The sequence below is a fragment of the Zestomonas carbonaria genome (assembly GCF_904061905.1).
In the GTDB taxonomy this organism is placed as follows: domain Bacteria; phylum Pseudomonadota; class Gammaproteobacteria; order Pseudomonadales; family Pseudomonadaceae; genus Aquipseudomonas; species Aquipseudomonas carbonaria.
This window is the reverse complement of the sequence record NZ_CAJFCI010000017.1, coordinates 1-12,807: the sequence shown is the minus strand read 5'-3', so window position 1 is coordinate 12,807 and position 12,807 is coordinate 1. Positions and strand designations below refer to the sequence as shown.

Annotated in this window: 10 protein-coding genes; 5 read left to right on the top strand and 5 right to left on the bottom strand. The window is 66.9% G+C overall.

The annotated features are described in order from the left end of the window. The first annotated feature begins 54 nt into the window (after nt 1-54). On the top strand, nt 55-945 hold the full coding sequence (gene ubiA / locus PSEWESI4_RS02655) for a 4-hydroxybenzoate octaprenyltransferase (protein ID WP_187669629.1): 891 nt from the start codon (nt 55-57) through the stop codon (nt 943-945). Nucleotides 946-969: 24 nt separating this feature from the next. Here ubiA and PSEWESI4_RS02650 read toward each other — a convergent pair whose 3' ends face one another. Beyond that, nucleotides 970-1,344, bottom strand: a complete 375-nt coding sequence (locus PSEWESI4_RS02650) for a COG4315 family predicted lipoprotein (RefSeq protein ID WP_187669628.1) — start codon at nt 1,342-1,344, stop codon at nt 970-972. Nucleotides 1,345-1,595: 251 nt separating this feature from the next. On the opposite strand from PSEWESI4_RS02650, the gene phoB reads away from it, so the two are divergent. From phoB to PSEWESI4_RS02635, 3 genes are all read left to right on the top strand, one after another. After that, the gene (gene phoB / locus PSEWESI4_RS02645; RefSeq protein ID WP_187669627.1) at nt 1,596-2,285 is read left to right on the top strand and encodes a phosphate regulon transcriptional regulator PhoB; all 690 of its coding nucleotides are present in this window, start codon (nt 1,596-1,598) and stop codon (nt 2,283-2,285) included. Between the two features lie 55 nt (nt 2,286-2,340). Next, nucleotides 2,341-3,654, top strand: coding sequence for a phosphate regulon sensor histidine kinase PhoR (gene phoR / locus PSEWESI4_RS02640; RefSeq protein WP_187669626.1), 1,314 nt, complete (start codon nt 2,341-2,343; stop codon nt 3,652-3,654). Between the two features lie 255 nt (nt 3,655-3,909). Next, nucleotides 3,910-5,253 carry a hemolysin family protein gene (locus PSEWESI4_RS02635; RefSeq protein WP_187669625.1) on the top strand — a complete coding sequence of 448 codons (1,344 nt, stop codon included), beginning with the start codon at nt 3,910-3,912 and terminating at the stop codon, nt 5,251-5,253. Between the two features lie 546 nt (nt 5,254-5,799). Here the strand turns inward: PSEWESI4_RS02635 and PSEWESI4_RS02630 are convergent. The 4 genes from PSEWESI4_RS02630 to PSEWESI4_RS02615 form a co-directional block, all read right to left on the bottom strand. Continuing rightward, a complete protein-coding gene (locus PSEWESI4_RS02630) occupies nt 5,800-7,182 on the bottom strand; it encodes an aspartate aminotransferase family protein (protein WP_187669624.1) in 1,383 nt (460 codons plus the stop codon). A 41-nt stretch (nt 7,183-7,223) separates the two neighbouring features. Beyond that, nucleotides 7,224-8,627 (bottom strand): APC family permease, encoded by a 1,404-nt coding sequence (locus PSEWESI4_RS02625; protein ID WP_187669623.1) that lies wholly within the window; start codon nt 8,625-8,627, stop codon nt 7,224-7,226. 98 nt (nt 8,628-8,725) lie between these two features. Continuing rightward, complete coding sequence (locus PSEWESI4_RS02620) at nt 8,726-9,778, bottom strand: ABC transporter substrate-binding protein (RefSeq protein ID WP_187669622.1); 1,053 nt, start codon at nt 9,776-9,778, stop codon at nt 8,726-8,728. A 150-nt stretch (nt 9,779-9,928) separates the two neighbouring features. Beyond that, entirely contained in the window at nt 9,929-11,419 is a 1,491-nt protein-coding gene (locus tag PSEWESI4_RS02615) for an aldehyde dehydrogenase (protein ID WP_187669621.1), read from the bottom strand. A gap of 296 nt (nt 11,420-11,715) precedes the next feature. Between PSEWESI4_RS02615 and PSEWESI4_RS02610 the strand changes: the two genes are divergently transcribed. After that, nucleotides 11,716-12,642 (top strand): LysR substrate-binding domain-containing protein, encoded by a 927-nt coding sequence (locus PSEWESI4_RS02610; protein WP_187669620.1) that lies wholly within the window; start codon nt 11,716-11,718, stop codon nt 12,640-12,642. The last annotated feature ends 165 nt before the right edge of the window (nt 12,643-12,807 follow it).

Here is a 12,807-nt window from a genome sequence, read left to right as displayed (position 1 = left end):
CCACCACACCACCCTCGTCGTATAATCCGCGCACTCGCACGGAGAGACGCGCCGATGTACCAAGACCTGCTGAAATCCTTCAACCGTCTGCACCCACGCGCCTGGGACTTCCTGCAACTGACCCGCATGGACAAGCCGATCGGCATCTACCTGCTGCTCTGGCCGACCCTGTGCGCGTTGTGGATCGCCGGCGAGGGCTCGCCTTCCGTCAAGAACGTGCTGATCTTCGTGCTCGGCACCGTGCTGATGCGCGCCGCCGGCTGCGTGGTCAACGACTACGCCGATCGCAATTTCGACGGCCACGTCGACCGCACCCGCACCCGCCCGCTGGCGGCCGGCAAGATCCAGATAAAGGAGGCGATGCTGGTGTTCGTCGTGCTGCTGGCGCTGGCCTTCGGGCTGGTCCTGCTGACCAACGCGACGACCGTCTGGCTGTCGTTCGGCGCGGTGGCGCTGGCCGCCTGCTACCCGTTCATGAAGCGCTACACCTTCTATCCCCAGGTGGTGCTCGGCGCGGCCTACTCCTGGGGCATCCCGATGGCCTTCACCGCCGAGACCGGCGCGCTGCCGGCGGCGGCCTGGCTGCTGTACATCGCCAACCTGCTGTGGACGGTGGCCTACGACACCTACTATGCGATGACCGACCGCGAGGACGACCTGAAGATCGGCGTGAAGTCCACCGCGATCCTGTTCGGCGACGCCGACCGGATCATAGTCCTCGGCCTGCAGGGCCTGTCGCTGTTCTGCCTGCTGCTGGCCGGCGCGCGCTTCGAGTTGGGCGGCTACTTCCAGCTCGGCCTGCTGGCGGCGGCGGCCTGCTTCCTCTGGGAGTTCCACAGCACGCGCAGCCGCGACCCGCAGCTCTGCTTCAAGGCCTTCCTGCACAACCACTGGGCCGGGCTGGCGATCCTGATCGGCATCATCGCCGACTACGCGCTGCGCTGAAGCCCACCCTACGGCATCCAGGGGCTACTGCGGCTTGGCGATGTGCCAGACGTCCATCTTGCCTTCGCCGGTGGTGTCGCCGGGTTTCTTGTCCTGCACGAAGGTGTACAGCGGCTTGCCGTAGTAGGCCCATTGCAGGCTGCCGTCGTCGCGGGTGATCACCGTCCAGTCCTCGTCGCCCTGGGCACCGGCGATCGCCGCCAGCGGCGGCCAGTTGGCGGCACACGGGCCGTTGCAGTTGGACTTGTCGATGCCGTCCTTGTCGTAGGTGTACAGCGTCATGCCCTGTTGATCGACCAGCATGCCATTGGACACCGTGGCCGGCGCATCGTCGGCCACCGCCGGCGCCACCAGCAGCAGGCCAGCGCAACCGATGGCGAGGAGGAATGTTCTGTTCATCGCATGGACCCCCTGTTGGAACAGAGGCGATCTGACGGCAACCCGGGGGTTCGGACAGCCTCATGGATGCACGTACGAAGCCGGACCACCCGGCCTCGCCACTCAGCATAGTCGAGCCGAAGCCACCACAGGGATGTCACATGACTGCAATAATTCCGTTATCTAATGCGTCGGGGCTGTTGACGCCTCGTCACGAACCGCGCTGCTGCGCCGACAGCCCCCAACGACTGGACCCAACCCGAGGCACATCCATGGCAGGCAAGCACATCCTCATCGTCGACGACGAAGCGCCGATCCGCGAAATGATCGCAGTCGCCCTCGAAATGGCCGGCTACGACTGCCTGGAAGCGGAGAACACCCAGCAGGCCCACGCCATCATCGTCGACCGCAAGCCGGACCTGATCCTCCTCGACTGGATGCTTCCCGGCACCTCCGGCATCGAGCTGGCGCGCCGTCTGAAGCGCGACGAGCTGACCGGCGACATCCCGATCATCATGCTCACCGCCAAGGGTGAGGAGGACAACAAGATCCAGGGTCTGGAAGTCGGCGCCGACGACTACATCACCAAGCCGTTCTCGCCGCGCGAGCTGGTCGCCCGCCTCAAGGCCGTGCTGCGCCGCGCCGCACCGAGCGATGGCGAGACGCCGATCGAGGTCGGCGGGCTGCTGCTCGACCCGGTCAGCCATCGTGTCACCATCGACGGCAAGCCGGCCGAGATGGGCCCCACCGAATACCGTCTGCTGCAATTCTTCATGACCCACCAGGAACGCGCCTACACCCGTGGCCAGTTGCTCGACCAGGTCTGGGGCGGCAACGTCTACGTCGAGGAGCGTACCGTCGACGTGCACATCCGCCGGCTGCGCAAGGCGCTCGGCACCGCATACGAGAATCTCGTGCAGACAGTGCGCGGCACCGGCTATCGTTTCTCCACCAAGAGTTGAGCCGGACCCGACCAGGGGAGCCCCGACAGGGAATGCTGTGCAAGGAACCTGACAGGTGAATCAAGACTGGCGTGGCGTGGTAATCCGCCGCTTGCTGCTGGTGGTGGCCGGGTGCCTGCTGCTCGGCCTGATCACGGGCGAATACGGATGGGCGCTGGCCGCCGGCCTGGGCGCCTACCTGGGCTGGACGCTGTGGCAACTGCTGCGCCTCCAGCACTGGCTGAAGAACCACCAACCCGACGAACCGCCGCCGCACAGCTACGGCCTGTGGGGCGAGGTGTTCGACAGCATCTACCACCTGCAACGCCGCGACCAGCGCGCCCGTGGCCGCCTGCAGGCGGTGATCGACCGCATCCAGGAATCCACCGCCGCGCTCAAGGACGCGGTGATCATGCTCGACGCCGACGGCAACCTGGAATGGTGGAACCGCGCCGCCGAGACCCTGCTCGGCCTGAAGACCCCTCAGGACAGCGGCCAGCCGGTGACCAACCTGGTCCGCCACCCGCGCTTCAAGGAATACTTCGAGCAGAACAACCACGCCGACCCGCTGGAACTGCCCTCGCCGGTCAACGACCGCCGCCGCCTGCAATTCCACATCACCCACTACGGCAACGGCGAGCACCTGATGCTGGTGCGCGACGTCACCCGCGTCCACCAGCTCGAACAGATGCGCAAGGACTTCGTCGCCAACGTCTCCCACGAGCTGCGCACGCCGCTGACGGTGATCGCCGGCTACCTGGAGACCCTGCTGGACAACGTCGACGAGGTGAACCCGCGCTGGCGCCGCGCCCTGGAGCAGATGCAGCAGCAGGGCGAACGCATGCAGACCCTGCTCAACGACCTGCTGCTGCTGGCCAAGCTGGAAGCCACCGACTATCCCTCGGACAACCAGCCGGTGGCGGTCGCCGAACTGCTGCAAACGATCAAGGCCGACGCCCAGGCACTGTCCGGCGCCCGTGGCCACCGCATAGAGCTGGACGCCGCCCCCGGCATGCGCCTCAAGGGCAGCGAGGCGGAGCTGCGCAGCGCCTTCTCCAACCTGGTGTTCAATGCCGTGAAGTACACCCCCGACGGCGGCGAAATCCGCATCCGCTGGTGGGGCGACGAGCAGGGCGCGCACCTGGCCGTGCAGGACTCCGGCATCGGCATCGAGGCGCGGCACATCCCGCGCCTGACCGAGCGCTTCTACCGGGTCGACTCCAGCCGCGCCAGCCACACCGGCGGCACCGGCCTCGGCCTGGCCATCGTCAAGCACGTGCTGCTGCGCCACCGTGGCCGCCTGGACATCACCAGCCAGCTCGGCCAGGGCAGCACCTTCACCTGCCACTTCCCCGTCAGCCAGAGAGTGCGGACAGACCAGGACGCATGAACGTGGACGGCGGCGCATACAGCGGGGCGGAGTGCTCGCGAAGCCCGGACTTGCACGAACGGCCCCCTCTCCCCCGGGAGAGGGCTGGGGTGAGGGGCCGAGCTTGCGTCCAACGCAAGGCTCCACTCCGCTCGGTGGGTTGAAGCCCACTCTACGGGCCGTGGAGACTCGCCCTGCGGGCCACGACGGGCACCTGCTTGCAAACCTCACCTTCAACCTTCACCCTTAGCCGGTCATCAGCCAAGCACTCCCGCAATGGACCCCTCTTCCAGTAGCCCCGACCTGGTCACCTACTTCGCCGACTTCGGCCTCGTTCTCTTCGCCTTTTTCCTGGTCCTGCTCAACGGCTTCTTCGTGGCCGCCGAGTTCGCCATCGTCCGCCTGCGCGCCACCAAGGTCGACGCCCTGGCCGAGGCGCACGGCTGGCGCGGCCACATCCTGCGCACCGTGCACAACCAGATGGACGCCTACCTGTCGGCCTGCCAACTGGGCATCACCCTGGCCTCGCTGGGCCTGGGCTGGGTCGGCGAGCCGGCCTTCGCCGAACTGCTCACCCCGCTGCTCGGCGCCATCGGCATCGAGTCGCCGAAACTGGTGCACGGCATCGCCTTCTTCACCGCCTTCTCGATCATTTCCTACCTGCACATCGTGGTCGGCGAGCTGGCACCCAAGTCCTGGGCGATCCGCAAGCCCGAGCTGCTCTCGCTGTGGACGGCGGCGCCGCTGTACCTGTTCTACTGGCTGATGTACCCGGCGATCTTCGTGCTCAACGCCAGCGCCAACGCCATCCTGCGCATCGCCGGGCAAGGCGAGCCGGGAACGCACCACGAGCACCACTACAGCCGCGAGGAACTCAAGCTGATCCTCCACTCCAGCCGCGCCCGCGACCCCAGCGACCAGGACATGCGCGTGCTGGCCTCGGCGGTGGAACTCGGCGAGCTGGAAGTGGTGGACTGGGCCAACTCCCGCGAAGACCTGGTGTACATCGAGCGCGACATGCCGCTGCACGATATCTTCAGCATCTTCCGCCGCCACAAGTACAGCCGCTACCCGGTGTACGACGAGGCCGCCGGCGAGTTCATCGGCCTGCTGCACATCAAGGACCTGCTCCTGCAACTCTCGCTGCTGGAGATGCTGCCCAACGCGCTGAAGCTCGACGAACTGATCCACCCCATCGAGCACATCTCGCGCAACATGCCGCTGTCCGACCTGCTCGAACAGTTCCGCCAGGGCGGCTCGCACTTCGCCCTGGTCGAGGAAGCCGACGGCAAGGTGATCGGCTACCTGACCATGGAAGACGTGCTGGAAGTGCTGGTCGGCGACATCCAGGACGAACACCGCAAGACCGAACGCGGCGTGCTCGCCTACCAGCCGGGCAAGCTGCTGGTGCGCGGCGACACCCCGCTGTTCAAACTGGAACGCCTGCTCGGCCTGGACCTCGACCACATCGAGGCGGAAACCCTCGCCGGGCTGGTCTACGAAACCCTCAAGCGGGTGCCGGAGGAAGAGGAAGTCATCGAGGTCGAGGGCCTGCGCATCATCGTCAAGAAGATGAAGGGGCCGAAGATCATCCTCGCCAAGGTGCTCAAGCTGGATTGAGGCCGACCGTAGCCCGGATGCAATCCGGAGAGTCGGCTACTCCCTTCTCCCGAAGGGAGAGGGAGTTTGCGTGCCAGACCTGATACTTCGGCGCTCGGCCACTACTCCGAACCAATCCCCTCTCCCACTGGGAGAGGGTGAGGGGTGGGGTTTCGGCGTACTGTGAAGCCATGTTCCCTCTCCCCAACCCTCTCCCATAAATGGGAGAGGGGGCTGTCCGTATGGGCTGGCAGGTTGCGGGACTTGAGGCAAGACCGTGAGGCTGGCAAGACCGTTTCCCCGGATTGCATCCGGGCTACAGGTGATGGCCGGGTGAGCTGAGAGGCCCTGTCCTCTCCCTTCGGGAGAGGACGTTTGCGTGCCAGACCTGATACTTCGACGCTCGGCCATTACTCCGAACGAGTCCCCTCTCCCCCTGGGAGAGGGAGCTGTCCGTGCAAACCCCCACCATGCGATCCAGCTCACCCCACCCTGTAGGAGCCAGCTTGCTGGCGATCATCGGCGACACCAAAAGCATCGCCAGCAAGCTGGCTCCTACAAAGAGCGTTACAAGCGGCCCAGTTCCTGCGCCGTGCGATCCACCGCGAGCTTGGTCTTTTCCAGCAGCTCGTCCAGTTCGGTGCGGCCGGCCACCAGGGCCGGGGCCATGATCACGCGGCCGAGGGTGGAGCGGATGATCACCCCTTCCTCGAAACCGATGGTGCGGCAGCGCCAGGCGATGTCGCTCTCGTTGTCGAAGCGCTTGCGGGTGGCCTTGTCCTCGGCGAACTGCAACGCGGCGACCAGGCCGGTGCCCTGGATGTCGCCCACCAGCGGGTGATCCCCGAACAGCTCGCGCAGGCAGCGTTGCAGGTAGGGGCCGGTTTCGTCCTTCACCCGCTCGACGATCCCCTCGTCGCGCAACGCCCGCAGGTTGGCGGCGGCCACGGCGGCAGCCACCGGGTGGCCGGCGTAGGTCAGGCCGTGGGCGAACACCCCGCCCTGCTCCACCAGGGCTTCGGCGATGCGCTTGCTGAGCACCAGGCCGCCCATGGGGATGTAGCCGCTGGTCAGGCCCTTGGCGATGGACAGGGTGTCCGGCTGGAAGCCGAAGTGCTGGTGGGCGAACCATTCGCCGGTGCGGCCGAAGCCGCCGATCACCTCGTCGGCGCACAGCAGCACGTCGTACTGGCGGCAGATGCGCTGGATCTCCGGCCAGTAGCTTTCCGGCGGGAAGATCATGCCGCCGGCGCCCTGGAAGGGTTCGGCGACGAAGGCCGCGACGTTCTCGGCGCCCAGTTCGAGGATCTTCTCCTCCAGTTGCAGGGCGCAGCGGCGGCCGAACTCGGCCGGGGTCAGCTCGCCGCCGTGGGCGAACCAGTAGGGTTCGTCGATGTGCGCGAAGTCCGGCAGCATGCCGCCCATCTCGTGCATGAACTGCATGCCGCCCAGCGCGGTGCTGCCCAGGGTCGAGCCGTGGTAGCCGTTCCAGCGGCCGATCATGATCCGCTTGCCCGGCTTGCCGACCACCTGCCAGTAGCGGCGCACGGTGCGGATCAGCACTTCGTTCGCCTCGGAACCGGAGTTGGTGTAGAGGGCGTGGCTGTAGTGGTCGGGCAGCAGCTCGAAGAGCTGTTCGGACAGCTCCACCACTGCCGGGTGGGTGGTGTGGAAGAACATGTTGTAGTACGGCAACTGCTCCAACTGGCGGGCGGCGGCGGCGTTGAGGTCCTGGCGCCCGTAGCCGAGGTTGGTGCACCACAGGCCGGACATGCCGTCCAGGTAGCGCTTGCCGTCGTTGTCCCAGAGGTACAGGCCCTCGCCACGCACCATCACGCGCGGACCCTCGGCGTTCAGCGCCTTCTGGTCGAGGAAGGCGTGAATGTGGTGGGCGGCGTCCGACGCCTGGTAGTCGCGGGTTTCACGTTGAGCCTTGAAGCGGGCATTCATCTTTTTTCTCCTCGCCCCTCGCGGGGATGTTGCGGGTTCTCTTACTGCACCGACTCGATGGGTTCCGGCCTGAACAGCGGCTTGCGCATCACCAGCTTGATCCAGAAGACCGCGATCAGCGACACCAGGCCAAGCACCGCGCCGGCGCTGAGGAAGATCTTCAGGGTCAGTTCCTCGGCCGGCGACACGTAGTAGATCGCCACCAGCATGCCGGCGATCCCGACGATCTGCGGCAGCGGGTAGAAGGGCGTGCGGAACGGCCGGTGCATGTGCGGATAGCGGCGGCGCAGGGCGATCACGTCCAGGTGGCAGATGATGTAGGCCAGCAGCCAGGCCACGGCGGCGGCCAGCAGCAGCAGGCCGATGGAATCCGGGTCGTCGCCCATGAACAGGATCGGCACGCCGGTGATCATGGCGACGAACAGCACCGCCACCCAAGGCGTGCCGTAGCGGCGGCTGAGCGACTTGAACTGCGGGAACGCCTGGCCGTTCTGCGCCATGCCGTAGAGCATCCGCGGGATCGCCGCCAGGGAGCTGTTCACCGTGCTGCAAGTGGCGGTGACGGCGGCGACCACCAGCAGCACCTTGCCGGCCTCGCCGAACAGCGCGGTGGCGAACAGGTAGTGCGGCAGCACCGAACCGGACAGCTCCTCGCGGGGCACGTAGAACAGCGCGCCGACGCAGTACAGGGCGATGGTCACGAAGATCACCGTCACGCCGAGGATCATCGAGCGGGGGATGTTACGCTCCGGCCGCTTCGACTCCTCCACCAGCGGGCAGACGAACTCGGCGCCGACGAAGCCCCAGATGGCCAGCGCCACCAGGGTCAGCACCCCGGCGCCGAGCGGGTTCCAGTCCGCGCCGATACCGCCGGCCAGCGCCGGCTCGCTGCCGCTGCCGGTGACCGCGGTCAGCCCCAGGGCCAGCAGGACGATCACCATCACCAGCGCCAGGGCCGACTGCAACCGCGCGAAGATGTCGATGCCCAGCAGGTTGAGCAGGGTGAACAGAATCAGCACGCCGTAGGCGATGCTCATGTCGGGGAGCAGGCCGGGGTAGACCTTGCCGATGATCAGGTCGAGCAGCAGCAGCTCGGCCGAGAGGGCGAACATCGCCACCACGATGTAGCCGGAAAAGGTCGCCAGGATCGCCGGGAAATGCCCCAGGGCCACCTCGGTGTAGCTGCTCAGGCTGCCGGCGCGCGGCACCATCAGCGCCAGCTCGGAGAACGACAGCACGTAGGTCAGCGCCAGCAGGAAGGCCAGCGACAGCGGAATCAGGAAGCCCAGCCCGGCGATGCCGGCGCCTTGCAGCATCAGCACCATCACGCCCTGCGACACCACCAGGCCGACGGCCACCGCCAGCAGCGAGCCGAGGCCCAGGACACGACGCAGCTTGCCCGCTTCCGCCGGCGCTTCGGCGGTGACGGAAACACTTGCACTCATGGCAATCTCCCAATCTTGTAGTTGTTATCGTCGGCCCCGACCTCGCCGGGGCCGATCATCGCGACGAAGCGGGGCGTACGAACCCCGCCCCGCATGCCCTAGCGCGCGGCCCAGGCGTTGAAGCGCTGCTCCAGCTCCTCGCCGTGATCGACCCAGAACCCGGCGTCCACCAGTTGCGCCTGGGCCAGGTTTTCCGGGGCGGTGGGCAGTTGCTGGCGGGTCTCGTCGGGCAGCGCGTCCAACGCGGCACGGTTCACCGGGCCGTAGGGAATCTGCCGGGAGAAGGCCTGCTGCGGCTCGGCCTGGCTGGCGAAGGCGATGAAGCGCTCGGCCAGCTCCTTGTTGCGGCTGCCACGGACGATGGCCCAGTGATCCGGATCGAACAGGTTGCCGTCCCAGACGATGGCCAGGCTGGCGCCCTCGCGCTGGGCCACGGCGACCCGCCCGTTGTAGGCGGCGGACATCACCACATCGCCGGCCACCAGCCATTGCGGCGGCTGGGCGCCGGCCTCCCACCACTGGATATGCGGCTTGATCTCATCCAGCTTGGCGAAGGCGCGGGCCACCCCGTCCGGCGTGGCCAGCACCTTGTAGAGCTCCTCGCGCGGCACCCCGTCGGCCAGCAGCGCCGCTTCCAGGGTGTACTTGGCGCCCTTGCGCAGGCCGCGCTTGCCGGGGAATTTCTCCACGTTCCAGAAATCGGCCCAGGAGGCCGGCGCGGTATCCAGGCGCTTGGCGTTGTAGGCCAGCACCATCGACCACACGTAGCTGGCCACCCCGCACTCGCTGATGGTGCCCGGCAGGTACTGCCCGGCCTCGCCCAGCACACTGGCGTTCACCGGCTCGAACAGCCCTTCCTCGCAGCCGCGCAGCAGCTCGGGGCTCTCCACCTCCACCACGTCCCAACTGACCTGGCCGACATCCACCATCGCCTTGATGCGCGACAGCTCGCCGTTGTACTCGCCGGCCACTACCTTGGCCGCGCCGCTCTGCTCGAAGGGCTTGAAGTAGGCGACTTCCTGCGCCGCCTTGGTGGCGCCGCCGAAGGAAATCACCGTCAGGCTCTGGGACTGGGCCAGCGCCGCGCCACCGGTACCGCTCAATAGCGCCACGGCAAGGCCGGCGCGGATGCACTGCAAGGACTTTTTCATTGGAACTCCCTCACCCACTCTTGTGGTTATGATCGATAGTTATCGAGGCAGTCATGGCCATGAGGCCGTCAAATGCGCGGTGTCGCGCGGCAAGGTTCCTCTTGTTGTTCTCGTCGCCGGCCGCGCTGCGACCGGATCGTGTCGCGGCCTTCAGCGCAACTGGAACCAGGTGGTCTTCAGTTGCGTGTACTTGTCGAAGGCGTGTAGCGACAGGTCGCGGCCGAAGCCGGACTGCTTGGCGCCACCGAACGGCGTGCAGGGGTCGAGGGCGTCCACCGTGTTCACCGACACGGTGCCGACGTTGAGCCGCCGGGCGACGCGATGGGCGCGGTTGAGGTCGTCGCTCCACAGCGAGGCGGCCAGGCCGTAGACGCTGTCGTTGGCCAGCCGCACGGCCTCCTCCTCGCTGTCGAAGACACTCACCGCCAGCACCGGGCCGAACACCTCCTCGCGGGCCAGGCGCTGGTCGGCACGCACGCCGGTGAAGATGGTCGGCTCGACGAAATTGGACGAACCGTTGAAGCTCAGTTGCCGGCCACCACAGGCGAGGCGCGCGCCGTCCTGCTCGGCGCCACGGATGAACTCCATGATCCGCGCGGTCTGGCGCTCGTCGACGATGGCGCCGGCGCGGCTGGCCGGGTCGAGCGGATCGCCCGGCAGCCAGTCGCGGGACTTGGCGACCAGCCGCTCGACGAACTCGTCATGGATCGAGCGCTCGACCAGCAGCCGCGAGTTGGCCGAACACACCTCGCCCTGGTTGAAGAAGATCCCGAAGGCGGCCTTCTCGGCGGCCAGGTCCAGGTCGCGGCAGTCGGCGAACACCAGGTTGGCGCTCTTGCCGCCGCACTCCAGCCAGACCTGCTTGAGGTTGGACTGCGCCGAATAGGCCATGAAGAACTTGCCCACCTCGGTGGAGCCGGTGAAGGCCAGGCAATCCACGTCCGGGTGCAGGCCCAGCGCCTTGCCGGCCTGCTCGCCGAGGCCGGGCACCACGTTGAGCACGCCCTCCGGGATGCCCGCCTCCAGCGCCAGCTCGGCCAGGCGCAGCGCGGAGAACGGCGACTGCTCGGCGGGCTTGAGCACCACCGAGTTGCCGGCGGCCAGCGCCGGCGCCAGCTTCCAGGCGGCCATATCCAGCGGGAAGTTCCAGGGCACCACCGCGGCGACCACGCCAAGCGGCTCGCGGGTGATGGTCGCCAGTGCATCGGGCGCGGTGGGCGCGACCTGGTCATAGAGCTTGTCGAGGCTCTCCGCATACCAGCGGAACACCCCGGCGGCGCCGGGCACGTCGATGTTCCAGGCATCCGTCACCGGCTTGCCCATGTTCAGCGAATCGAGCAGCGCCAGCTCATCGCGATGGGCGAGGATCAGCTCGGCCAGGCGCAGCAGCTTCTGCTGGCGTTCACGCGGCGCGCAGCGCGACCACGCGCCGGATTCGAAGCTGCGCCGGGCGGCGCTCACCGCCTGGTCGACCTCCGCCTCGCCGCAGGCGGCGACATTCGCCAGCAGCCGGTTGGTCGCCGGGTCGATGGCCGCGAAGGTCGCGCCGGATTGCGCCGCCACCTGGCGTCCGGCGATCAACGCCTTGTCGATGAACCCTTGCCGGGAAGCCTTCTGTTGCCAGTCTTCGAGCTCGAACACCACCAGATCCTCGCCTGTGCCTAGTTATCGGTACGGCTTCGATGGTGGCCCAAGCCCGGGCAGAGGAAAATTATTAAAAATGTGCTCGGGCCATATGAAAAAGCTGCCCAGGAGCGCCCCAACCAAGTGCCTCGTGCTGGGTTATGGTGCATGTCGGGCATACCCCGGTCGGCGAGCCGCCGCGCCAGGGAAAAAGATGCCGGGCCGGCAGGCCTCTTGCTTGACGCCCGGCACCGACACAACAACAGGCGAGCCGCCCCGGCCCGGGGCGCAGCGACGCCGGAGAGGAACTGCCTGTGGCGTCCTATACCTTGCGACAACTGAAATACTTCGTGACCACCGTGGAATGCGGCAGCGTGGCCGAGGCCTCGCGCAAGCTGTACATCGCCCAGCCGTCCATCTCCACGGCCATCAAGGGGCTGGAAGAAAGCTTCGGCCTGCAACTGTTCATCCGCCACCACGCCCAGGGCGTCTCCCTCACCCCCGGCGGCGCGCGCTTCTACCGCAAGGCCCAGGAACTGCTGCGCATGGCCAAGGAATTCGAACAGAACGCCCTGGCCGACAACGACGTGGTGGCCGGGCAGATCGACATCGGCTGCTTCGAAACCGTCGCCCCGCTCTACCTGCCGCGCCTGATCGCCGGCTTCAACGAACGCTACCCCGGCGTGGAAATCCGCCTCCGCGACGGCGAACAGCAGGAACTGGTGCAGGGCCTCACCGGTGGCCGCTTCGACCTGGCGATCTTCTACGCCCACGACCTCGACGGCACCATCGAGACCGAACCGTTGATGCCACCGCTGAAACCCTACGCCCTGCTCCCCGAGAACCACCGCTTCGCCGGCCAGGCGCAGGTATCGCTGCGCGACCTCGTGCTGGAACCGATGATCCTCCTCGACGTGCTGCCCAGCCGCACCTACTTCGTGAGCATCTTCGAAGAACTCGGCCTGAGCCCGAACATCGTCTTCAGCTCCCCCTCCATCGAAATGGTGCGCGGCATGGTCGGCCAGGGCTTCGGCTTCTCCGTCCTCGTCACCCGCCCCCACTCGGAATGCACCTACGACGGCAAGCGCGTGGTCTGCGTCGACATAGCCGAAGACGTCACCGGCTCCGGCCTGGTCGCCGCCTGGCTGAAGCGCAGCCAATTGACCAAGCCGGCACGGTTGTTCGTGGAGTATTGCAAGGAGGAGTTGGGGGGTGGGGATATGACGTTGAGGGTACAGTGATGCGAGCAGGTATTGTGTTGGTCATTAGCGCCTGCTGGCCGGCCACCGCCAGCCTTTGTCTATTAGGTAAAGGTCGACCCATTGCTGCCGGGTCTCCACCGGGAATAGCCGCTCGCCAACAGTCACTGTTGGCCGCCCCCCATCACATCAACCCGCCTCCAATCC